This is a genomic window from Kluyvera fluvialis (assembly GCF_059725275.1).
In genome coordinates, this window is record NZ_AP046142.1 from 1,709,569 (window position 1) to 1,731,919 (window position 22,351).

At 53.4% G+C, this 22,351-nt stretch carries 18 protein-coding genes, 1 tRNA gene and 1 pseudogene; 6 read left to right on the forward strand and 14 right to left on the reverse strand.

What is annotated here, in order from left to right:
* Positions 1–58: 58 nt before the first annotated feature.
* Positions 59–2,308 (reverse strand): NEL-type E3 ubiquitin ligase domain-containing protein, encoded by a 2,250-nt coding sequence (locus AC6I4B_RS08225; RefSeq protein ID WP_497770905.1) that lies wholly within the window; start codon positions 2,306–2,308, stop codon positions 59–61.
* A 599-nt stretch (positions 2,309–2,907) separates the two neighbouring features.
* On the opposite strand from AC6I4B_RS08225, the pseudogene AC6I4B_RS08230 reads away from it, so the two are divergent.
* Positions 2,908–3,174: pseudogene (locus AC6I4B_RS08230) on the forward strand (DUF4113 domain-containing protein); the annotation flags it as partial.
* Positions 3,175–3,286: 112 nt separating this feature from the next.
* On the opposite strand, the gene AC6I4B_RS08235 reads toward AC6I4B_RS08230, so the two are convergent.
* From AC6I4B_RS08235 to AC6I4B_RS08245, 3 genes are all read right to left on the reverse strand, one after another.
* Positions 3,287–3,363, reverse strand: a tRNA-Pro gene (locus tag AC6I4B_RS08235).
* Positions 3,364–3,439: 76 nt separating this feature from the next.
* Positions 3,440–5,194, reverse strand: coding sequence for an LPS biosynthesis-modulating metalloenzyme YejM (gene yejM, locus AC6I4B_RS08240; protein ID WP_497770907.1), 1,755 nt, complete (start codon positions 5,192–5,194; stop codon positions 3,440–3,442).
* Between the two features lie 18 nt (positions 5,195–5,212).
* Positions 5,213–5,440 (reverse strand): YejL family protein, encoded by a 228-nt coding sequence (locus AC6I4B_RS08245; RefSeq protein ID WP_497770908.1) that lies wholly within the window; start codon positions 5,438–5,440, stop codon positions 5,213–5,215.
* Positions 5,441–5,623: 183 nt separating this feature from the next.
* Here AC6I4B_RS08245 and yejK point away from each other — a divergent pair, with 183 nt between their 5' ends.
* Positions 5,624–6,631, forward strand: a complete 1,008-nt coding sequence (gene yejK, locus AC6I4B_RS08250; protein ID WP_497770910.1) for a nucleoid-associated protein YejK — start codon at positions 5,624–5,626, stop codon at positions 6,629–6,631.
* Between the two features lie 146 nt (positions 6,632–6,777).
* Here the strand turns inward: yejK and rplY are convergent, their stop codons facing one another.
* Together rplY and AC6I4B_RS08260 are read right to left on the reverse strand one after the other, a co-directional pair.
* Complete coding sequence (rplY, locus tag AC6I4B_RS08255) at positions 6,778–7,062, reverse strand: 50S ribosomal protein L25 (protein ID WP_497770911.1); 285 nt, start codon at positions 7,060–7,062, stop codon at positions 6,778–6,780.
* Between the two features lie 125 nt (positions 7,063–7,187).
* Positions 7,188–8,147, reverse strand: coding sequence for a YbgA family protein (locus AC6I4B_RS08260; protein WP_497770913.1), 960 nt, complete (start codon positions 8,145–8,147; stop codon positions 7,188–7,190).
* A 124-nt stretch (positions 8,148–8,271) separates the two neighbouring features.
* Between AC6I4B_RS08260 and blc the strand changes: the two genes are divergently transcribed.
* Entirely contained in the window at positions 8,272–8,805 is a 534-nt protein-coding gene (gene blc / locus AC6I4B_RS08265; protein WP_497770914.1) for an outer membrane lipoprotein Blc, read from the forward strand.
* Between the two features lie 7 nt (positions 8,806–8,812).
* Here blc and radD read toward each other — a convergent pair whose 3' ends face one another.
* The gene (gene radD, locus AC6I4B_RS08270; RefSeq protein WP_497770915.1) at positions 8,813–10,570 is read right to left on the reverse strand and encodes a DNA repair helicase RadD; all 1,758 of its coding nucleotides are present in this window, start codon (positions 10,568–10,570) and stop codon (positions 8,813–8,815) included.
* Between the two features lie 152 nt (positions 10,571–10,722).
* On the opposite strand from radD, the gene rsuA reads away from it, so the two are divergent.
* The 3 genes from rsuA to AC6I4B_RS08285 all read left to right on the forward strand — a co-directional run bounded on the left by rsuA (position 10,723) and on the right by AC6I4B_RS08285 (position 13,301).
* Positions 10,723–11,430 (forward strand): 16S rRNA pseudouridine(516) synthase RsuA, encoded by a 708-nt coding sequence (rsuA, locus tag AC6I4B_RS08275; protein ID WP_497770917.1) that lies wholly within the window; start codon positions 10,723–10,725, stop codon positions 11,428–11,430.
* 19 nt (positions 11,431–11,449) lie between these two features.
* Positions 11,450–12,646: a Bcr/CflA family multidrug efflux MFS transporter gene (locus tag AC6I4B_RS08280; RefSeq protein ID WP_497770918.1), complete on the forward strand. Its 1,197-nt coding sequence runs from the start codon at positions 11,450–11,452 to the stop codon at positions 12,644–12,646.
* Between the two features lie 313 nt (positions 12,647–12,959).
* Entirely contained in the window at positions 12,960–13,301 is a 342-nt protein-coding gene (locus AC6I4B_RS08285; protein ID WP_497770920.1) for a YejG family protein, read from the forward strand.
* A 3-nt stretch (positions 13,302–13,304) separates the two neighbouring features.
* Here the strand turns inward: AC6I4B_RS08285 and yejF are convergent, their stop codons facing one another.
* From yejF to AC6I4B_RS08320, 7 genes are all read right to left on the reverse strand, one after another.
* On the reverse strand, positions 13,305–14,894 hold the full coding sequence (gene yejF, locus AC6I4B_RS08290) for a microcin C ABC transporter ATP-binding protein YejF (RefSeq protein ID WP_497770921.1): 1,590 nt from the start codon (positions 14,892–14,894) through the stop codon (positions 13,305–13,307).
* Between the two features lies 1 nt (position 14,895).
* A complete protein-coding gene (locus AC6I4B_RS08295) occupies positions 14,896–15,918 on the reverse strand; it encodes a microcin C ABC transporter permease (RefSeq protein ID WP_497770923.1) in 1,023 nt (340 codons plus the stop codon).
* Between the two features lies 1 nt (position 15,919).
* Positions 15,920–17,011: a microcin C ABC transporter permease YejB gene (locus tag AC6I4B_RS08300; protein WP_497770924.1), complete on the reverse strand. Its 1,092-nt coding sequence runs from the start codon at positions 17,009–17,011 to the stop codon at positions 15,920–15,922.
* 9 nt (positions 17,012–17,020) lie between these two features.
* Positions 17,021–18,811, reverse strand: coding sequence for an extracellular solute-binding protein (locus AC6I4B_RS08305; RefSeq protein ID WP_497772062.1), 1,791 nt, complete (start codon positions 18,809–18,811; stop codon positions 17,021–17,023).
* 102 nt (positions 18,812–18,913) lie between these two features.
* Positions 18,914–20,479, reverse strand: a complete 1,566-nt coding sequence (gene pdeN / locus AC6I4B_RS08310; protein WP_497770926.1) for a cyclic di-3',5'-guanosine monophosphate phosphodiesterase PdeN — start codon at positions 20,477–20,479, stop codon at positions 18,914–18,916.
* 124 nt (positions 20,480–20,603) lie between these two features.
* On the reverse strand, positions 20,604–21,176 hold the full coding sequence (gene mepS / locus AC6I4B_RS08315; protein ID WP_497770927.1) for a bifunctional murein DD-endopeptidase/murein LD-carboxypeptidase: 573 nt from the start codon (positions 21,174–21,176) through the stop codon (positions 20,604–20,606).
* Between the two features lie 415 nt (positions 21,177–21,591).
* Positions 21,592–22,314 (reverse strand): phosphatase PAP2 family protein, encoded by a 723-nt coding sequence (locus AC6I4B_RS08320; protein WP_497770929.1) that lies wholly within the window; start codon positions 22,312–22,314, stop codon positions 21,592–21,594.
* Between the last annotated feature and the right edge of the window lie 37 nt (positions 22,315–22,351).

Sequence of the window (22,351 nt, forward strand, 5' to 3'; positions counted from 1 at the left end):
GTGAATGGTGTTGCCATACCGCACAGGATTTGCCCGGTGCGGTAACATTCTGACTCAGTTAAGACCATCGGGCTTTCAGATGCCCGCCCAGCATCCTGTCTGCCAGAGGACGGAGTCCAGCATGGAATGCCTGTTCCGCACTCTCCAGCGCTCTTGCTCCGACAGCACGCTCAGCATCGGCATTGCCGGTCAGTCCCGCCGCTTTCAGCTCTGTATCAGACAGCTTCCGGTACGCGTCGTCATAGTCCGATATTTTCTTTTCAGTGAGTTTTTCCCAGTCTTCCGGATACGCGTGTTCCAGCACGCTGCGTAGCGGTGCCCACTGCAGTATCCAATCACTGAACTGGCTGTCTTCGGCGGTCTTCACCTGAAGTTCAGCGGCCTTAAGGTCATCATTCGTCACGCCGGATACGCCAAAGAACCGCATTTTTGCCGACACGCTGCTCAGCTCAAGCGGTTCCTTCAGCTTATTCTGGTAGGCCAGATAAACCTCAATTTCATCAATGAAGCGCAGCGTTTTTACCTTATCCCGGGCAATCTGCTCCAGCTTCTCCAGACGGAACATTTCACGCCCCGCAGAAACCAGCCCGGGGAGATTGTTGTCGTACTTCCCTTTTTCTGCATCATGGACCAGCTGCACGTTCTTCATCTGGTTCAGTGCAAGAGTGACCCGGTCCTCGCAGCTTGACGTTGCCTCCGTCGCCATGGCAAAGGTTTTTGCTCTCAGTTCATCATCCCGGGTCAGCTGCGTCAGCCAGGTGGCCACCTGAGCTTTAAAACCGGGGTCTTTTCTGAAGTTTTCCGTCTCGCTCAGCCTGTCCAGGAAGGCTGAGAAGGCGGCGATATTATGTTCCTGTCCAAAGGACTGCCATCTGTCTGCGGGGGCGGACTCTCCCTCTTTCGCTGGCACCAGCCAGTCAGCGACCGCCAGGTGCAATGGACGGGCTTCCCGGGGAGCGGAAGGACCGGCCATATTGAATTCTATACGTGGGCCCGAATAGCCCTGGTCGCTGACCATGTCCTGCAGGGCCTGGCGCGTTCGCTCTGACAGTGGATTAAGTGATATATCCACACTTGCATCTGGGGACAGGCCGGCAATGCTTTCCGGCAGGCTGGTGATTGAGGTGTTATTCACCATCATCCTCCACAAACTGTCTGGCACCTCCGGCAGGCTGGTCAGGGAGGGAATGTTAATTAAAAGTATATTTAGCCCGCCTGGCAGCTCCGGCAGTTCAGTCAGTGAGGTACCCCTGATATTCATCCGGCGCAGGCTGTCCGGCAACGCCGGAAGACTGGCCAGTGGGGTTCCAATAATTGACATATTGTTCAGGCTATCCGGCAATGTCGGAAGGCTGGTCAGGGAGGTATTTTGGACACTCAGTACCTTTAGACCTTCCGGCAGCTCCGGCAGTTCAGTCAGTGAGGTACCCCTGATATTCATCTGGCGCAGGCTGTCCGGCAATGTCGGCAGGCTGGTCAGGGTGGTATTTTCGACATCCAGTACCTCTAGACCTTCCGGCAGCTCCGGCAGTTCAGTCAGTGAGGTGCCCCTGATATTCATCTGGCGCAGGCTGTCCGGCAATGTCGGCAGGCTGGTCAGGGTGGTATTTTCGACATCCAGTACCTTTAGACCTTCCGGCAGCGCCGGCAGACTGGTCAGGGGGATATTATTGATTTGTATGTGGTTAATACAGGGCGGTAAATGGTCCGGTAAGGAGGAAATATTTAGGTGATGCAGAGCAAGAGTATCACGGTTATAGCTCTGGATTTTACGCAATTTCCGTACAACGCTAGCACGATCTGTGGCCTCTTCAGGTGGCGCAGCCATTTTCCACGCTGACCAGACCGCCTTATAATCCGGTGCCGTTGTGGCGGCTTGTTCTACACATTCCTCTCCCGGTTCCGTGTCCGGGATGAGATGGTGAGTTTCATGGTGCCCCTGACACGTCACGGTATACTTCCCTGCGTCATCAAGGGTGACCGACAGCATCTCCCGGCTGTTTTCGTCCAGAATACAGAAGTGGTTTTCCCCGTGCCGGCCGGACTGAACGTTTTCCTCAAATCCGCCATACGCAAGCGTCTTGAGCTGTTCAAATCTGCCGGTCACATCCTCCCGCGTCGTCCCGGCTGGCGGGTGACAAATCTGCCGGATGAGCTCCAGCGCCTCAGGCTTGTTTGTTGAGCAGAAAAACGCCTTGATTTTTCCCTGTACGCTTATCTCAGGCGGGGTATCAGAGCGGGCTATCTGGTTAATGCGGCTGTTGCTGATTGCAGCGGGAATACATCCGTCTCCAACTTTAAAGGGCATAATAAAAACTCTCTGTAAACTGACACATCACGGCTGTCCGTCGGTATCAACGTCCGGCCTGGTTGATGGTTGATGGTTGATGGTTGATGGTTGATGGTTGATGGTTGATGGTTGATGGTATCATCGCAGTCCGGCCTTTTATTTCACAATACGGTCATCGGCTGACGTCACAGCCGGTGCAGGCCATCCGGTGGGGACAACAGCTCCGGAGTGGGCGGGTGTATCCGACGTCACCCCCTCTGGCCGGTCCCCCTTAAGCAAATGTCTGTGCAGGTCTGAAGCAGTCCGGCACTATTTTTTGTGTTTTTCCGGTGCCGGCACGCCACTTAGTTTCGCCAGAAGTCGGTCGACAGCGCCAATATCGTTTTCAACCACAGCCTGCTCATCGTCAGTCAAAGGGATCTCCTGCATCAGTTTAAGTAAATTCTGACGGCCTTCCAGATACTGTGCCTGAGATGACGCTTTTGGTAAGTAAAATGAACATTTGGCACAGGCCATCCTGTGCGGACACTGGTCAAAAAAGTCGTATGAGCATAATCCATGCCCAAGATCATAATATTTCTAGGGTTTTCCTTCCTGATGCAGGCCTTCCATGACGGCGTCCTGATCATCGCTTCCAGAAAGCAGGGGTGATGCTGGGTGACTTGTTCAGCCAGGGCGTAGCGCAGCTGAATCTGTTCGATGAGAACGCCCCGCGGGCTGGCAGCGACCGATTGATGGATGTACTGGATCACCTCAATGCAAAAGATGGGAGAGGAACTCTGTACTTTGCAGGGCAGGGAGTTCAGCAGCAGTGGCAGATGAAGAGGGAAATGTTGTCGCCACGGTACACCACGAGGTATAGCGATTTGTTGCAGGTTAGGTGAAAAATGGGGGCTAATTTGATGCCGTTATTCCCCAGTAACACCCCAGTTTCACCCCATCCATGAGAGAGGAATAAAAAAACCAGCCATAACAGGCTGGTTTATATAAACTTTTTGGTCGGCACGAGAGGATTTGAACCTCCGACCCCCGACACCCCATGACGGTGCGCTACCAGGCTGCGCTACGTGCCGACGCATGGGGGAAATACTACCTTCTTTGCTACTGATTGCAAGACGGTAGTTTGCTAATTGACGCATAATTAATCAATTAGTTAGCGATGAACCGTTTTTCCTCAGTGAGCACTTGCAACAGCAAACTGAGCTGTGGTTTCGGGTCACGCTCTTTCTCGCCTTCGGCGGTCCATGTCTGATAATGCCCATTGTGCCCAAGCACGACGGTCAGCGTCGGCGTGGTGATAGCCAATGTGCTGTTATCCGCCGCCGTCACCCAGTAATGGTGGCGATCGGCGCTGAACAAATCCTGGCCCTGAGAATATTCGTTAGCCGAAGTGCTGACGTGCAACAGCCGCTGCATCAGAGTTGTCATCACGTCTTTATGGTCGGTTAGCAGATTAATACGCTGCGCCGGTGTACCTGGCCAATGGATAACTAATGGCACCTGAAGCTGCGTGCGTGACCAGGCAAAATGGCTTTGCTGGTCGGCAAGCGGAACGCCATGACCGGCGGTAATAATCACCACGGTGTTTTCAAGTTTGCCGGAATTGCGAAGGGCATCCAGCACACGACCAATCTGGCTATCTACATCCGCAGCGGCGCGGTTGTACTGGCGGTCGTTTGCCTGAGCATTATTTATGGTCGTGCCGTTAAACGACACCCACGAGAACCAGCGGTTTTCGTCCTGCGCATTGTTGTTGAGCCAGTTAATCCACTGATTCGCGGTTTGAGCGTCATTCTGCGATTTGCCTGGCGGCAGCGAGAAATCAGACAGCAGCGCCTGGCGATAAATCGGGCTGGTGAAACCGTCAGACGAGAACAAGCCCAATTGATACCCTTGCTGATTCAGCGCGGTGATCAGTGCTGCCGGAATACGGGCGGAGAGTACGCCGTCCATATAACTCGGTGAAATACCGTAGAACAGGCCGAAAATGCCGTTATCTGCGGTGTTACCGGTGCTCATATGCTGGGTAAAGTTGATGTTGTCATTGGCGAAACGGCCCAGCGACGGCATCTGTTTTTCAAAGCGCGAGTAGTTCAGCCCATCCACCGTTATCAGCAGCACGTTTTTGCCCGTGCCCATGTCACGATAACGCAATTGGCTCAGCGGATACTGAACGGTAACAGCTTCAGGATCGCCTTGTTCCACCAGACGGCGCTGATAATCTTGCGCGTCCAGCAGGCCGTGTTTTTCAAGGAAGCGGCGCGCCGTCATCGGATAAGAGAGCGGCAGGTTGGCACGCTGCATGGTAATAGGGCGATAGAAGTTGGCATCGGCCCAGATATACATCACGTGTGAGGCGATAAATGAAGCGAAGAAAAACCACGCCACTGGGCGCGCGTAGTGACGGCGGCGCGTCAGGCTACGGAGCTTCTGCCAGCTCCAGGTGGCGAACAGCATCTCGATAAGCAAAATAACCGGAACGCTGATAAACATCAGCTGCCAGTCACGCGCCATCTCGTTTTGATCGGGGTTAACCACCAGTTCCCACACCACCGGATTCAGGTGCAGGTGGAAGCGAGTGAAGACCTCGCTATCGATAAGTAATAGCGTCATGCCCGCCGTCGCCAAAATGGCTGACAGCACGCGCATCAAGCGCTGGGACATGACGATAAAGGTGAGAGGGAACAAGATCAGCAAATAGGCGGAGAACACCAGGAAGCTGAAATGCCCGACAAGGCTGATATAGGAGAAAATGCGTCCCGTAAGCGTCGTCGGCCAGTCGGCGACAAAAAGATAGCGACTACCGAGCACCATGGCCAACAGCATGTTGAACAGGGCAAACCAGTGCCCCCAGCTAACCATCTGGGAGACTTTTTCTCGATAAGGCTGACGATGTGTCACCATAAACTGTTGCTTGTACCTTTAGTGCGCAGAATCGCTGTTAATAGAAGACTGTAGCGCCTGTGCGAAAGAACGTGCGATAGCCTGGCGTTGTGCCGGAGCCACGCTGCTGTTAATCAGGTTGGTCACCATATTCCCCAGCACCATCAACGACAGGTCGGTCGGGGTTTTATGTTGTTCCAGCACGTTGGCCAGCTCACTCAGCAGTTGTTCAACGTGTTCATCACTATAGCGGGATTGTTGTGGCATAAATCGAAATCTGTCTATTCATCAAAGGGCAGTATATTACCGTAGCAGCAGCTTTTTTTCCGCTTTTTTTCAGCGTAACGCGTTATCCTTTCGCCATTATCGTGCTGCGACTGCAGTAATGTGTGAGTTGCACTGTGGCATCGGGGGTGGTTGAATACACCCGATCTTAAAGGAGAGTTTAACATGAGTCTGGATATCGACCAGATTGCTTTGCATCAGCTTGTCAAACGCGACGAGCAAAATCTCGATGTGGTGCTGCGCGACACGCTGCTGGAGCCGACTGCACCGGTCGAAGAGATGATGGCTGAGCTGCATCGGGTATATAGCGCAAAAAACAAAGCGTACGGTCTGTTTACCGAAGAAAGTGAACTGGCACAGGCGTTGAAATCGCAGCGTCAGGGCGAAGACGATTTTCTGGCGTTCAGCCGGGCGGCGACAGGGCGTCTGCGCGACGAACTGGCGAAATACCCGTTTGCTGACGGCGGTATTGTCCTGTTCTGCCATTACCGTTATCTGGCGGTGGAATACCTGCTGGTGGCGGTGCTGAACAACCTGAGCAGTATGCGGGTAAATGAACAACTGGATATCAGCTCGACCCATTATCTGGATATTAATCATGCCGATATCGTGGCTCGAATCGACCTGACCGAGTGGGAAACCAACCCAGAATCGACGCGTTACCTGACTTTCCTGAAAGGGCGTGTTGGGCGTAAAGTTGCCGATTTCTTTATGGATTTCCTCGGCGCGAGCGAAGGGCTGAATGCCAAGGTGCAAAACCGTGGTCTGCTGCAAGCGTTAGATGATTTTGCCGCTGAAGCGCAGCTCGATAAAAACGAACGCCAGAACGTGCGTAAGCAGGTTTACGACTACTGCAATGAGCAGCTTCAGGCGGGCGAAGAAATTGAGCTAGAGTCGCTGTCTAAAGAGTTGTCCGGCGTCAGCGAGGTCAGTTTCAGTGAGTTTACCGCTGAAAAAGGCTATGAGCTGGAAGAGAGCTTCCCGGCGGATCGCAGCACTTTGCGTCAGTTGACGAAATTTGCCGGTAGCGGCGGTGGCTTGACGATTAATTTCGACTCCATGCTGTTGGGCGAGCGCATTTTCTGGGATCCCGCGACCGATACGCTGACCATTAAAGGCACGCCGCCAAACCTGCGCGATCAGCTTCAACGTCGGACATCCGGCAAGAGCTAAGTCTTGATTCTTGTTAAAGCCCGTTCTCGATAGAGCGGGCTTTTTTTATGTCGCCAACAGCGTGTCGAAGGCGAAATAAAAACGTCAGGCATAAAAAAACGGCTCCTTGCGGAGCCGTTTTTTCTGTCACGTTGACTGGTTTGCGATTAAGCGCGAACGAAGTCGATGTGAGACAGTTTTGGCTTGAACGGGTGACGCTGAACAGCCTGTGCTTTAACTTTTTCTTCTTTACCATCAACAACGATGGTCAGAACTTCGCTGTAAAACTCAGCTTTGTCCTGCATGTTCCACAGCTTGTCGTGATCCAGTTCGATAGCAACCGGAGCTGCTTCGCCACCATAAATGATAGCCGGGAACTTGTTAGCTGCGCGCAGGCGGCGGCTCGCACCTTTACCCTGCTCTTTACGTACTTCTGCTTCGATAGTAAACATTGATAGCTCTCTTAATAAATCCTGCTACAGGCGACCCAGCAGCAGGCAAATGATCTGCTTCACGGATGTGAAAGCGGGCGGCATTATAGCCTCCAATTCCCTGTCGGGCAATGAAAACCTCAAGTTCAATTCGCGGTTAAGCGCAGGCGCAGGCTGTCCGGATAAGGGTCAAAATAGGTTTGCGTCAGCAGATAATCATCCGGGTGTTCGGCTAAATAATGTTTGAGTAACGTCAGCGGCGCGAGAATGGGCAGATGCCCGGCGTGATAGTTGTCGATAACATCCCGCAGTTCCGCCCGTTGGCGCATATTAAGCTGATTACGGAAGTACCCCTGAATATGCATCAGCACGTTGGTGTGGTTTTTCCGCGATGCGGGCTGTTGCAAAATGGCCATCAGCTTTTGTCGGTAGGCGACAAAAAAGTCGTCAAGGGATTGCCACTCGTGCAGGCGAGCGATAAACGGGCCAATTTCGCGGTATCCAGGCTGGCTGTGCGCCAGCAAGTGCAATTTATAACGGCTGTGGAATGCCAGCAGCGCGCGGCGGCTAAGGCCATTTTCGCGCAGCAGATTCAGCTCGTGTAGCGCAAAGACGCGCGCCACAAAATTCTCACGCAGAATGGGGTCATGCAGCCGTCCGTCTTCTTCTACCGGCAGCCAGGGATAACGTTCTAACAGTGCGGCGGTAAATAACCCGACGCCCGCTTTGCGCCCTCGATTGCCGCGCTCATCGTATAACCTCACGCGCTCCATACCGCAGCTTGGCGATTTGGCGCAGACAATAAAGCCGGTAAAATCAGCGATACTGGGTAGGTAGCTGTCGCTGAAATGCTGCATTTTTTCGCTCACATCATTATTCGGCGGCTGGCTAAAACGCATCCGCGTGTTGCCGTCGGTGGTTTCAACCAGCCGCAGCGCCGGGCGCGGTACGGGCAGGCCGATAGCCATCTCCGGGCAAATCGGTTTGAAATTAACCCATTGTGCCAACTCATCCATGATAAAGCCCATCCGCTTGTGCCCACCGTCAAATCGTACGGCAGCACCGGTCAGACATCCGCTAATCCCCAGTATCGGTTTGCCGTTCATTGTGAGCCTCCTGAGCCTGTTTTGTGGTCGTTATACTTCAAGCATAGGTTCTTCCGATTCTGGCTGTGTGGGTTTTTTTATCCTCTACACTTAAAACGATTGCCATTATTTAAGGAGAAATTGCATGAAGTTATGGCCTATCGTGGCGGGTGCTGCACTGTCTTTGGCGTTGGTGGCTTGCCGTTCGCCGACGCCGCCAAAAGGCGTGACGCCTATTTCATCGTTTGATGCCAGCCGTTATCTGGGAAAATGGTATGAGATTGCCCGCCTGGATAACCGTTTTGAACGCGGGCTGGAACGGGTAACGGCAACCTATGGTCAGCGTCGGGACGGCGGTATTTCAGTGCTTAATCGGGGCTATGACGCGCAAAAAGGCGAGTGGAAAGAGAGCGAAGGGAAGGCCTATTTCACCGGCGCGCCAACAACGGCCGCGCTGAAAGTCTCCTTCTTTGGCCCGTTTTACGGCGGCTACAATGTGATTGCGCTGGATGATGACTACCAGTACGCGCTGGTGAGTGGGCCTAATCGCGACTATTTGTGGATACTGTCGCGAACGCCGAATATTCCCGCGCGCGTTCAGCAGCAATATCTCTCAATAGCGCGCGGGCTGGGCTTTGCGGTGGATAAACTACTGTGGGTAAAACACTCGCCTGAATAAACCGTGATTAGCGTAGCTCGTTTGCCCGGCGAAAACGCCCCTGATAATCGAACACTTTTTCACGCACTTGCCAGTACGGCCCTTTTTGGCGCGCGACGACAAAATCCGGCGCGCGCAGCAGCGCCTGTTGGGCGATGATATCGCGGGGAGTTATCCAGCGTAACGGTACGCCGGGCGTGCGGGTATGCGGGCGGATAAACAACTGCTCAAAAGCGGTTTTCTGTGCGGGCGTGTGCAGACGGAAGCGCTCACTAACGTCTGCGCCGTCTTCATCGAAATAGGTGATTTTCAGCCAGCCGCCTTTCTCATCCATTCCCTCTTGTAACGTCATGCCGCTGCAACGCAGCACCAGCGCATCTTTTAACTTCAGCGCCGCTTTCAGCATATCGTCCGGGTCAACTAATACGGTGTCGCACTCACGGCAGCGGCGGGCGGCGATGTCGTTTTCGGCGTTGCACTGGGGGCAGTTTTTAAAGCGGAAACGGTAATCACACTGTTCGCGATGGCCGTCGTCATCCTCCAGCCAGCCCTGACAGCGGCGGCCAAAGTGCTCAATCAGCGTGCCATCAGCGGTGGTTTTTCCCCAGAACGTATTGGCAAAGCCGCAGCCGGGGCAGAACACCTGTACCGGCACATTATCGCTTTTCCCTTTGGGCGCACCGACTTCTGGCGCGTAGAGGTCATGCGGGTTACCGGCGTAATCCAGAATCAAGCAGTCGGTTTTGCCCGGCGATAATCGCAGCCCGCGCCCGACAATTTGCTGATACAGGCTGATGGACTCGGTAGGGCGCAGAATCGCAATCAGGTCAACGTGCGGGGCGTCGAAACCAGTGGTTAAGACTGCGACGTTAACCAGATAACGGAACTGCTGATTTTTAAAGGCTTCGATCAGCGTGTCGCGCTGCGGGCCGGGGGTTTCACCGGTAATCAGCGCGGCTTCGTTAGCGGGCAGCAGGCCGGTGATTTCCCGCGCGTGTTCGACGGTAGCGGCAAAAATCATCACCCCTTTGCGCGTGGCGGCAAATTCAACAATTTGGCTGACGATGTGCGGCGTAATGCGCTGCTGTTGTTTTAGCTCGCGGTTAAGATCCGATTCGCTAAACAGCCCGTTGCTGTTGGCTTGCAGGCGGCTGAAATCATACTGGACAACCGGCATATCTAACCGCTCCGGCGGCGTCAGGTAGCCGTGTTTAATCATATAACGCAGCGGCAGCTCATAAATGCAGTCGCGGAACAGCGCTTTTTCATCGCCGCGCACCATGCCGTGATAGTGGAACTGGTAAATCCAGCCTTTTCCCAGGCGGAACGGCGTTGCCGTTAGACCCAGCAGGCGAATCTGTGGGTTAACGGTTGATAGATGATTGAGGATTTGCTGATACTGGCTGTCATCATCGTCGCTGATACGGTGACATTCATCGACAATCAGCAGAGAAAACTCGCCCTGGAAGTGGTCAAGATTACGGGCGACGGACTGCACGCTGCCAAACACCACTTTGCCGTGGCTCTCTTTACGCTTTAGCCCGGCGGCATAAATATCGGCCTCCAGCCCCAGCGCACAGTACTTGGCGTGGTTTTGTGCAACCAGCTCTTTTACGTGCGCCAGCACCAATACTCGGCCACGCGCTAGCCGCGCCAGTTCAGCGATGACGAGGCTTTTCCCCGCACCGGTGGGCAACACGATAACCGCAGGTTGTGTATGGCGGCGAAAGTAGGCGAGGGTCGCATCGACCGCTTCTTGTTGATAGGGGCGTAGTGTAAAAGTCATTAGCTTAGTGATTGTCCTTAACTGCCAAATAGTATGCCATGAATCTTTTCACTTGAGTGGTATTGCAAGCCCGTTATACTTACCGGTTGTTACAACCCCTTTTTCGGGCGCTCTGTCCGACACTCAGCACTATTACAGGCTAAAAATACTTCATGCGACTTGATAAGTTTATCGCTCAGCAACTCGGCGTCAGCCGTGCTATTGCCGGGCGTCAGATCCGCGGCAGCCACGTTACCGTGGATGGCGAAGTGGTACGCGATACCGCGTTTAAACTGCAACCTGAACACGATGTGGCCTATGAAGGCAACGCCCTGGCGCAGCAGAACGGCCCGCGTTATTTTATGCTGAACAAGCCTCAGGGCTATGTTTGCTCAACCGAAGACCCGGATCACCCAACGGTTCTATACTTCCTTGATGAGCCAGTGGCATACAAACTTCATGCCGCAGGGCGTTTAGATATCGACACCACTGGACTGGTGTTGATGACCGATGATGGTCAGTGGTCGCACCGCATTACTTCGCCGCGCCACCATTGCGAAAAAACCTATCTGGTGACGCTGGAAAACCCCGTCAGCGATGATACCGCTGAGCAGTTCGCTAAAGGCGTACAGCTGCATAACGAGAAAGATCTCACTAAGCCTGCGGTGCTGGAAGTGATCACTCCGACCGAAGTGCGCTTAACCATCAGCGAAGGTCGATATCATCAGGTTAAACGGATGTTTGCTGCCGTGGGTAACCACGTTGTGGCTTTGCATCGTGAACGCATTGGCGCGATTGCCCTTGATGCCGATATGGAACCTGGGGAATACCGCCCGTTAACCGAAGAAGAAATTGCCAGCGTTGGTGTTATCACACGCTAACCCACTACAGAGGTAAATTGTGACGTCCAGGCCGCGCTCGTCGTTCAGTATTGTTTTTATTCTTGGCCTTCTGGCCATGTTAATGCCGTTGTCGATAGACATGTATCTTCCGGCGCTACCGGTTATCTCCGAGCAATTTGGTGTACCGGCAGGCGGCGCGCAGATGACTCTCAGTACGTATATTCTGGGGTTTGCGCTGGGCCAGCTTTTGTATGGCCCAATGGCGGATAGTCTTGGACGTAAGCCGGTTATTCTTGGCGGCACGCTTATTTTTGCGGCGGCAGCGGCGGCCTGTGCGCTGGCTCCGACCATCGACTACCTGATTGTGACGCGCTTTTTCCACGGCCTGGCGGCTGCGGCAGCCAGTGTGGTGATCAACGCCCTGATGCGCGATATCTACCCGAAAGAAGAGTTTTCACGGATGATGTCGTTCGTGATGCTGGTCACCACCATTGCGCCGCTGCTCGCGCCGATGATTGGTGGTGCGGTGCTGGTGTGGTTTAGCTGGCATATGATTTTCTGGATTCTGGCGGTTGCCGCGCTGCTCGCCTCTGCGATGATCTACTTCTTTATTGATGAAACATTGGCGGTAGATAAGCGGCAGCCGTTCCGTCTGCGTACCACGCTTGGCAACTTTGCTTCGCTGTTTCGCCATAAACGTGTGCTGTCTTATATGCTGGCGAGCGGTTTCAGTTTTGCGGGGATGTTCTCGTTCCTTAGCGCTGGGCCGTTTGTTTACATCGAGCTAAATCATGTTTCGCCACAGCACTTTGGTTATTACTTCGCGCTGAATATTGTCTTCCTGTTTATTACCACCACCATTAACAGCCGCTTTGTGCGCCGCGTTGGTGCGCTGTGGATGTTCCGCACGGGGTTGGTTATCCAGTTTGTCGCGGCGATAGGGATGGTGGTGTGTGCGCTGTTGGATGTTGGTTTCTGGTCGCTGGTGCTAGGGGTTGCGGTCTTTGTGGGCTGTGTCTCAATGGTGTCATCGAATGCGATGGCGGTGATCCTCGATGAGTTTCCGCACATGGCGGGGACAGCATCATCGCTGGCAGGGACGTTCCGCTTTGGTATCGGAGCGATTATCGGCGCACTGCTGTCGTTAGCCACGTTTACCACCGCATGGCCAATGTTGATCTCGATCGCATTGTGCGCCACCTGTTCAATACTGTTCTACTTGTACGCCAGCCGCCGCCGAAAAACCTCGCAATAATCGATCTTCGAAGGGGCGAATGCGCCCCTTTTTTGATACATATCAACAGAAATTGCATTGCCGATAGGGTGCAATGTTTCTTTTATGTAAAATCTATTAATATAGAAAGTCACATTGTTGTAGATAAAAAGGTTGTGTTAGATCACAGAAACGGGTACATATAGCGCGCAAATGCATCAGTACACTGACTTGTTTCGTATGAAAAATGTTGTATGCAGGCGTTTTTTTTCTGAATGCAGGACGATTTGTCAACAATGTGTTAATATGGATGTGAAATAATTGTGAAGCACCTTTGCTTCCGGGGAAGAACGTAATGACATTACAACTATCAATCGTACATCGACTGCCGCAGGACTATCGTTGGTCTGCGGGTTTTGCAGGTTCCAAAGTTGAACCGATTCCGCAAAACGGCGTGTCAGGCGACAACGCGCTGGTGGCACTCAAGCTGTTAAGCCCGGATGGCGATAACGCCTGGCCGGTTATGCACTCACTCAGCCAGGCGTTGACCGATATCTCCGTTGACTGCTCGGTGCTGGAATGCGAAGGGGAACCGTGCCTGTTTGTAAAACGTCAGGACGAGTTCGCGGCGACCTGCCGTCTGAAAAACTTTGGCGTCGCGATTGCCGAGCCGTTCTCAGGCAACAATCCGTTCTAAACGTCAGCTCAATGCAATGAGCTGACGGGTATATTCCTGCTGCGGTGCTGCAAACAGGCGCCGACACTCACCTTGTTCGACAACTTCTCCCTGGCGCAGCACGATAACCTGGTGGCATAGCGAGCGGATCACCCGTAGATCGTGGCTGATAAAAATATAGGCCAGCCGATGTTTTTCTTGTAATGCTTTGAGTAGCGCCAGAATTTGCGCCTGAACGGTGCGATCGAGCGAAGACGTCGGTTCATCCAATATCATCAGTTCTGGCTTGAGGATCAATGCTCGCGCGATGGCAATGCGCTGACGCTGGCCGCCGGAAAACTCTGCCGGATAACGGTTCCGGGCTTCTGGATCTAACCCCACTTCATTCATCACCTGAATGACCTGCCGCTCGCGTTCAGCGGCTGACAGCGCCGGATGGTGCACTCGCAGGCCTTCTTCAATAATCTGTAGTGCGCTAAGGCGCGGGTTCAGCGCTGAGTTAGGATCCTGGAATACCACTTGAATTCGGTGGCGCAGCGGCAGCATTTGCTGGCGGTTGCGTGTCTGAATAGCTTCTCCGGCGAAGCGAATCTCGCCCTGCGAGGCAATAAGGCGCAGCAGCGCAAGCCCAGTGGTACTTTTCCCAGAACCGGACTCACCCACCAGCCCCAGCGTTTCACCGGTGCGCAGCGTAAAGCTAAGGTTATTGACCACCCGATTGTTGTCTACCACTCGGCGCAGGATCCCTTTGCGAATCGGGAAGGCGACGGTGAGCTGATTCACTTCCAGCAGCGTAGCGGCATCGGGCGCTAATGGCACAGGATCACCGGCGGGTTCGCTATCCAGCAATTTACGCGTGTAGGGATGGGTCGGGGCTGCAAACAGGGCGCTGGCGCTGTTTTGCTCGACGCAACGGCCATGCTGCATCACCGCCACGCGATCAGCCAACTGGCGCACGATACTCAGGTCATGGGTAATAAACAGCAGCGCCATATTAAGCTCAGCGCGCAACTCGCGCAGTAGCTGGAGAATTTGCGCTTGTACCGAGACATCCAGCGCGGTGGTCGGTTCATCGGCAATCAACAGTTCCGGACGGGTGAGTAGCGCCATTGCTATCATCACTCGCTGGCGCTCGCCGCCGGAAAGCTGGTGCGGGTAGTCTGCCAGCCGTTTTGCCGCATGACGAATCCCTACGCGGTCAAGACAATCGAGGATCTCGCCGCGCGCCGCTTCTTTGCGCATTCCCCGATGCAGCGACAGCACTTCGTATAGCTGTTTTTCCAGAGTATGCAGCGGGTTTAGCGACACCATCGGTTCCTGGAAAATCATCGCAATCCGGTTCCCGCGTACGCTACGCAGGGTTTGTTCGTTGGCATTCAGCAGCGAGACACCGCCAAAACGAATATCACCGCTGGGATAGCTGACCGGCGGCTCCGGCAGAAGGCGCAGAATCGACAGCGCCGAGACGCTTTTCCCTGAGCCAGACTCGCCCACCAGCGCCAACGTTTCACCAGCGTTAAGTGACAACGACAGGTTATCCACGACGGTCGTGGTGACGCCTTGCTGGCGAAACGCGATAGAAAGGTTATCAATATCCAGAAGTGGCTGCTGCATCTTATACCGCCTTAGACGGATCGAAGGCATCGCGCACCGCCTCGCCGATGAAAATCAGCAGCGACAGCAGAATAGCGACACAGAGAAACGCGGCGACCCCAAGCCAGGGAGCCTGGAGGTTATTTTTGCCCTGCAACAGCAGCTCTCCGAGCGACGGCGAGCCGAGCGGCAGGCCAAAGCCGAGAAAGTCCAGCGAGGTGAGCGTGGTGATGGAGCTGCACAAAATAAACGGAATAAAGGTCAGCGTGGCGACCATCGCATTCGGCAGCATATGGCGCAAAATAATACTCCGGTCACTGACGCCCAGCGCCTGCGCCGCCCGGATGTAGTCGTAGTTGCGGGTACGCAGAAACTCGGCGCGCACCACGCCGACCAACGACATCCAGCCAAACAGCACGGTAATCACCAGCAGCCACCAGAAGTTTGGCTGCACCACGCTTGAGAGCAGGATAATTAAAAATAGCGTCGGCATTCCCGACCAAACCTCTATAAACCGCTGGCCCCAGAGGTCAATTCTGCCGCCGTAGTAACCTTGCACCGCGCCGACAACTACGCCCATCACACTGGAACAGACCGTGAGGATCAGCCCAAACAGCAGCGAGATACGCGTGCCATACAGCATCCGCGCGATAACATCGCGACCATTGGCGTCGGTCCCCAGCCAATTTTGCCATGATGGCGGTGAAGGGAAGGGGGCGTCGGTACTGAAATTAATGCTGTTTGCACCAAAACGAATCGGCGTCCACAGCACCCAGCCATTATGTTCTAAGCGTTGCTGAAGCCAGGGGTCTTGATAGTCGGCGGTGGTGGCAAACTCGCCGCCGAAGGTTTGCTCGCTGTAGTTTTTCAGCACCGGCACATACAGGCTGCCCTGGTAGCTCACCAGCAGCGGGCGGTCGTTGGCGATAAGCTCGGCGCACAGGCTGCACACAAACAGCAGCATAAAAATCCACAGCGACCAATAACCACGGCGGTTGTGGCAAAAACGCGCCCAGCGGGCTTGATTGACGGTGTTTAAGCGCATCTTAGCGGCCCTCAAAATCAATGCGCGGGTCTATCAGCGTGTAGCTGATATCGCTGATGATATTCATCAGCAAGCCTATCAGGGTGAAAATATACAGCGTGCCAAACATCACCGGATAGTCGCGAGAAACCGTGGCCTCGTAGCCCAGAAGCCCCAGGCCGTTAAGCGAGAACATCACTTCTATCAGCAGTGAGCCGGTAAAAAACATGCTGATAAACGTTGCCGGAAAACCCGCGATAACCAGCAGCATGGCGTTGCGAAAAACGTGTCGCCATAAAATGTGTTTCTCACTGACGCCTTTTGCCCGCGCGGTAACGACATACTGCTTACGAATCTCATCAAGAAATGAGTTTTTAGTCAGCATGGTCAGTGCCGCAAAGCCGCCAATCACCGTCGCCAGTACCGGTAATGTGATGTGCCAGAGATAGTCGGTGATTTTTTGATACCACGGTAGCGTGTCGAAGTTGGCGGATACCAGGCCACGCAGTGGGAAAATATCGTAATAGCTGCCACCGGCAAAAAAGACGATTAGCACAATGGCGAACAGGAACGCCGGGATGGCGTAGCCGATAATAATGCCAGTGCTGCTCCAGATATCAAAACGGCTACCGTTGTGCACCGCTTTGCGAATCCCCAGCGGAATCGATACCAGGTAGATAATCAGCGTGCTCCACACCCCTAGCGTAATGGACACCGGCAAGCTCTCTTTCATCAGTTGCATGACCGAGGCGTTGCGAAACAGGCTATTGCCAAAATCAAAACGCAGGTAGTTGCCGAGCATCGTGAAATAGCGCTCGTGTAGCGGTTTATCGAAGCCATAACGGTGGGTAATTTCAGCAATAACCTCTGGGTCAAGGCCGCGCCCGCCACGGTATTGGCTGTCGGCAATATTACTCACACCAGCGCGCACCTGCCCGCCACCTACGGTGTCACCGCCGCCCGGCAGCCGACCCTGTTGGCCAAACTCAACGGCCGCAATAGCCTGATCGACCGGGCCGCCGGGGGCTATTTGCACAATAAAAAAGTTGAGGGTAATGATGGCCCATAAAGTAGGGATGATGAGCAGTAACCGGCGAATCAGATAGGCAGCCATGTTCTTTCCTTAACGCCGGGAGGAGGGCAGTTTTGCCGCTTTGTTCGCGTCATACCACCAGGTGCTAAATGCGGGGGCTTCTATGTCGGAAGCATATGACGGCAGCGTGGCTGGGTAAGAGAACTTATCCCAATAAGCCGTTCGATTGCCCGACATAAACCACATTGGCAGCATGTAGTAGTTCCAGGTTAACACTCGGTCGAGTGCGCGACCGAGCGGCAGTAATTTCTGTTGGTTCCCCTGCCAGCGGATGATCTGCGTTATCAGGCTATCGATAGCGGGGCTGGCAACCCCTGGCGCATTGTAAGACGAGTCGATATACGCCGATGACCATGGAATTTGCAAGTCAGAGCTGGGCCACGGTGTGGCTCGCCACAGACGTGGCATCATGTCGTAATCGCGGCTACGCATTCGGTTCGTTGCCTGGGAAATATCAACCTGGCGGATATCCAACGTGACGCCCAGACGGCGCAAATTATGCTGGAATGGAATCACCCATTGGTCGTTGCCAACAGAAGGTAGCAACAGCTCAAAACGCAGCGGTTGGCCGGTTTTGCTATTAACGCGCTGCTGGTCTTTGAGCACCCAGCCAGCTTCGGTAAGTAAGTCACTGGCTTTTAACAGGTTATCGCGATCAAAACCGTCACCGCGCGACGTGGGCGGCTGATAAATTGAGGTGAAAACTTCCGGCGGAATTTCATTTTTTAGTGGTGCCAGCAGCGACAGCTCATCGGCGTCCGGGTAGTCCCGCGCGGCGTATTCGGTGTTCTGGAAATAGCTGTTGGCGCGGCTATAAGCGTTATAAAACAGTGCCTTGTTCATCCATTCAAAATCAAACGCCATGCCGACCGCCTGGCGCACCCGGCGGTCGGCAAAGACCGGGCGTTGGATGTTAAACGCTAGCCAGCGGGTATCCTGCGCCGCGCTATTTTTGTGTTCTGTTTTGACGATAAAGCCCTGGTTAAAGTTTTTGCCGAGATAACGCGTGGCCCAGTTCTTGGCGCTGTTTTCTCTGCGCAGGTCAAATGCGCCTGCCTTAAAGGCCTCGAAGGCGACATTATCATCAAGGTAATAGTCAAAGCGCAGGCTGTCGAAATTCCAGCGCCCACGGTTGACCGGCAAATCTGCTGCCCAGTAATCTTTCACTCGCGAGTAGACAATGTATTGCCCCATTTTCCAGCCGCTGATTCGGTACGGGCCGCTTGCCAGCGGCGGTGTCGCTAATGGCTCGCTGAGTTTATGTTTTTGCCAGAACGCTTGCGGCAGAATCGGCAGGGTAAACAGCCCCAGCAGGTCTTCTTTACCGGGCTTTGCCAGCACAATGCGCACGGTGAGCGGGGCAATAGCCGTGACCGTGCTGCCTTGATAAATCAAGCGAAATTGTGGGACGCCCTCGGTCATAAACTTCTCAAAGGTGAAGGCGACGTCGCGGGCGGTGATGGGGCTACCATCGTGAAAACGGGCGCGGGGGTTAAGTGTGATTTCCATCCACGAATAATCATCGGCATAGCGCGCGCTTTCCGCGATCAGCGGGTAGTAACTGCCGGATTCATCGTCAGAGGTAGTAAACAGCGCGTCGTATAAGGATTCGGTACGAACCGCCGCATTGCCGCGCAGGGCGTAGCGGTTGAAGTTGTCGAATGTTCCCAGCGCCGACAGCGTGATGTTGCCGCCTTTGGGGGCGGCAGGGTTGGCATAGTCAAAGTGGTCAAAGTTGACGGCGTATTTCGGCGCGCCAATCACCGCGAAGGCGGTGCTTTCTTTAACGGTCTGCGCGTGCAGGGGCAGGCTGAACAGCATCAGCAGGGCAATATAGATACGTGCTATGCTCAAGACAAAATAACCCCACATTGAAAAGTGTTGATTAGGTTCTGTTTTTTATCATGGAATGTCAAATGAGCGTCAGGCACTGGTGAAATATTTTGCCGGTTTATCGTGCTCAGCAACCAGCTCTTTCAGCGTCAGTGGGCGGCTTATCAGGTAACCCTGAAGGTAATCGACGTGATGCGCGCGTAGCCACGCTGCCTGCTCCTCGGTTTCTACCCCTTCGGCAACCGTCACCAGGTTTAGCCGTTGAGTGAGAGTCAGTACCGCGTCCAGCACCGGTGAGGTAATGGTTTCACGACCAATAGCGTTCACAAACCCACGATCGATTTTCAGATAATCGAGAGTAAAACGTTCAAGGTAGATAAGCGCGCTGTGACCAGTGCCAAAATCATCGATAGCCACTTCAATGCCTTCGCTACGCAGCCAGCTAAACAGGCTCATGGCTTTTTCCTGGTTGAGCATATCGCGCTCGGTTATCTCCAGCACCAGTTGGAAATAGTGCTCCGGCAGGCTAGCGGCCAGATTGCGGATATCCTGTTGGAAACTTTCAGCATGCAGGTGGCTGGGGGCGATGTTAATTCCCAGCTTAGCGCCAGGCGGTAGAATATCTTTCAGTACCTGCGCATCCTGGGCTATCAGCTCGAACAGGTGGCGGGTGAGGGGAACAATTAAATTCTGCGCTTCGGCAAAGCTGATAAATGCATCTGGCGGAATATTACCGGCCGTAGGATGTGACCAGCGCATTAGCGCTTCTACGCCGCCAATCTGCTGGTTTTTAGCGTCCACCACCGGCTGATACACCACGTGAAACTGGCGGTGTTTAATGGCGGAGAGGATCTCTTTTCCAGGGCGGGAGCGGATAGTCAGAATATAAAAGCACAGCATTCCGCCTACCAGGCCGCACATCAGCCCTAACAGCAGTGAATACAGGGCGTTATCCGTAGTCATCGCCGTGCTGTAGAGGTAAATCTCCAGTGGTACGCCTTTCACCTTCACATGCCTCACCGCCGTATCGGTAATGTCGCTCAGGGCAATCGGTTTGTTGCTAAAAGTCGAAATAGCGGTTTTGCCATTCACCACCAGCGCCACGCCGTTGTACGGGCTTTGCTTCGCGGAGTAGAGCACCCACGGCATCAGGTTGGCGTTAATCGAGGCGAAAACGCCACGGCTTTCCAGCAGTGGGCTTTTTACCCACAGCACGAAGGCGGGCGTGGCGGGCATCATCGGTGTGCCAGCGACAATCGCCATCATATGATTCTGGTTAAGATCGAGATCCGGCACGAGATCTTTTAGCGGTAGCGACATCGGCCCCGTGGCGGATGAGCAATAGGCCACTTGATCTCTCACCAACAAAAAAGCGCGCACGTTCATGCTGAATGCCGCCCTGGCGGTAAGCTCGGATGAGACATTCTCGCAGTGGCTCATGGTCAGCGGCTGGAGCGTCTCCATCGTCTGTAAAATCTGGCCGAAATAGGTATTTAAGTAGCTCTGTAGGCTAGAGATAGTGGTGTCAAACTGCACCGAGCGGCGGTGATGAAAAATAGAAAATTGCGCCACTCCGGCAATCAGAGCAATCAGCAGACCAGTCGTAATGCTGGTCATAATAATACGGCGGTTAATCAAAGAGTGACGAGTGAACATGAAAACATCTCTATGCTACGGAACTCTAAAGAAAAGGATACTGATAGAGCATAAAAAAAGCACTGCCAGAGCAGTGCTTTTTTTATGCTTACCGTCAGCCAAGGGAAACCGACGGTAAACGTCATTACGAACGGCTCAGTACACGACGAGCTTCGTTGTAACGCTTGTTCCAGTATGGCTCGTTCATGCTGGAAATCGTCACACCGCTGCTGGTGGATGCATGAACAAACTGATTGTTACCAATGTAGATACCAACATGGCGACCGGTAGACCCTGCGCGGAACAGCACTAAATCACCGGTACGAAGCTGGCTGCGCGAAACGGCTTTGCCCGTTTCCTGCTGTTCCCATGTGGAACGCGGCAGCTCTAAACCAAACTGTTCGCGGAATGTGCGCTGCACAAAGCTGGAACAGTCTACGCCTCGTTTTGTGTCGCCGCCTAAACGGTAGCGGACACCTTTCCAACCTGCGTATTGATCCATCAAACGGGATTTAACGTCGAGGTTACGAACCATATTTTCAAATTCATCCTGAGATGCTTGCAGTGAAGAAGTGTCTTCGCTACCCACACCAACCGTCTCAGAATGCATGTTCTTGGCGGTATGATTATTCGCACTACATGCAGAAAGCAGAACCGCAACTGCTACTGCTGGAATCGCTCGCAAGATATATCTCAAAATCGGCTGAGATTTGACCATGTTCGTTGTTTTCCCTTGAAGTCCTTAACGACAGAGTCGTTATAAAAAATGCCAAACGCGTCTGAGACTAAATACACGCAATCAATGAGACAATTCTTTGAATTCGGTTTTGTGGCCTGGCGCACAAATTTTTATTTAGTGACCGAATAATTACTCATTTTTGGCGACAAACGCGAATGAGATTACCTTAACGAAAGCGGCATTGCGAGCGCTTTCACCCTATTTTTTATAAGAAATTGTGATACATAAAGTTAAAATTTGTGAATGGCTAAAATTACACCATTCGCGCATAAAAAATGGGCAACTCATTCATAATAAAAATGAAAATTATGACGAGATGATGACAAAAATGACAAAAGCTGACAAAGCAAAAAAGAGGACCAAAGCCCTCTCGTGGCTCTACTCAATGTAATGCTTATTTATTGACCGGTTTGAGTGCGCCGAAATGGGGTAAATAGCGGTCAAATAGCGCGATGGCTTTATCACTTAATGGCGTCAGTAATACCCAGGGGGCGCCAATCAATACAGCGGTTAATGAACCTACGGCGATATCGGTAAACCAATGCGCGCCAATCATTACCCGAGGGAAAGCGAAAACCACAAAAATAACCAGCGAAATAAGCAACGCTTTCACGCCGAAATAGCGCCACATGAAAGTGCAAAATATCAGCAGCATCATGCCGTGATCGCCTGGAAAGCTGTCGCGCGAGCCATCTTTGGTTGGGAAGCTAATAAGGTCGCTGACACGATGCACGCCAGGTTCGCTGATTGACGGGCTGCTGCGAGTGACCGGCATTAAATGTTGGGCCAATTGGTTGATGATTACCGCTGCCAGCAGCATCACCAGACCGATAATAAAGATGCGGCGGCGGCCATTGCGGTCTTCTTTCAGCCAGAAGCTCAGCATCAGGCAACCCATCGCCAGGAGAGAACAGCCGTCAAAGGCGCGGTTGTTAATGATGGCAAGGAACCAGGCGTAGGCGAGGTTATCTGCGGTTAACCCATGATTGAAGAAATGAAAAATAGCGCGGTCAACAACCGACCACAGCCCGTGGTTCAGCGGCAGGAACCAGGAGATAAACAACGCCGCACCAGCGACGTTGAGCAAAATAATCAAGGGATAACGTGTACGCATCATAATATTCATGGCTAGTTAATTTCGCCGGAAACCTTAG

Excerpts from the sequence above, each read along its gene's own strand:
- pdeN (WP_497770926.1), bottom strand. The coding sequence starts at position 20,479 with ATGTTCACTCGTCACTCTTTGATTAACCGCCGTATTATTATGACCAGC.
- rplY (WP_497770911.1), bottom strand. The coding sequence starts at position 7,062 with ATGTTTACTATCGAAGCAGAAGTACGTAAAGAGCAGGGTAAAGGTGCG.
- AC6I4B_RS08245 (WP_497770908.1), bottom strand. The coding sequence starts at position 5,440 with ATGCCACAACAATCCCGCTATAGTGATGAACACGTTGAACAACTGCTG.
- AC6I4B_RS08305 (WP_497772062.1), bottom strand. The coding sequence starts at position 18,811 with ATGCTGTTCAGCCTGCCCCTGCACGCGCAGACCGTTAAAGAAAGCACC.
- AC6I4B_RS08295 (WP_497770923.1), bottom strand. The coding sequence starts at position 15,918 with ATGCGCTTAAACACCGTCAATCAAGCCCGCTGGGCGCGTTTTTGCCAC.
- blc (WP_497770914.1), top strand. The coding sequence starts at position 8,272 with ATGAAGTTATGGCCTATCGTGGCGGGTGCTGCACTGTCTTTGGCGTTG.
- radD (WP_497770915.1), bottom strand. The coding sequence starts at position 10,570 with ATGACTTTTACACTACGCCCCTATCAACAAGAAGCGGTCGATGCGACC.
- mepS (WP_497770927.1), bottom strand. The coding sequence starts at position 21,176 with ATGGTCAAATCTCAGCCGATTTTGAGATATATCTTGCGAGCGATTCCA.
- yejM (WP_497770907.1), bottom strand. The coding sequence starts at position 5,194 with ATGGTGACACATCGTCAGCCTTATCGAGAAAAAGTCTCCCAGATGGTT.
- yejK (WP_497770910.1), top strand. The coding sequence starts at position 5,624 with ATGAGTCTGGATATCGACCAGATTGCTTTGCATCAGCTTGTCAAACGC.
- rsuA (WP_497770917.1), top strand. The coding sequence starts at position 10,723 with ATGCGACTTGATAAGTTTATCGCTCAGCAACTCGGCGTCAGCCGTGCT.
- AC6I4B_RS08320 (WP_497770929.1), bottom strand. The coding sequence starts at position 22,314 with ATGATGCGTACACGTTATCCCTTGATTATTTTGCTCAACGTCGCTGGT.
- yejF (WP_497770921.1), bottom strand. The coding sequence starts at position 14,894 with ATGCAGCAGCCACTTCTGGATATTGATAACCTTTCTATCGCGTTTCGC.
- AC6I4B_RS08300 (WP_497770924.1), bottom strand. The coding sequence starts at position 17,011 with ATGGCTGCCTATCTGATTCGCCGGTTACTGCTCATCATCCCTACTTTA.
- AC6I4B_RS08260 (WP_497770913.1), bottom strand. The coding sequence starts at position 8,147 with ATGAACGGCAAACCGATACTGGGGATTAGCGGATGTCTGACCGGTGCT.
- AC6I4B_RS08225 (WP_497770905.1), bottom strand. The coding sequence starts at position 2,308 with ATGCCCTTTAAAGTTGGAGACGGATGTATTCCCGCTGCAATCAGCAAC.
- AC6I4B_RS08285 (WP_497770920.1), top strand. The coding sequence starts at position 12,960 with ATGACATTACAACTATCAATCGTACATCGACTGCCGCAGGACTATCGT.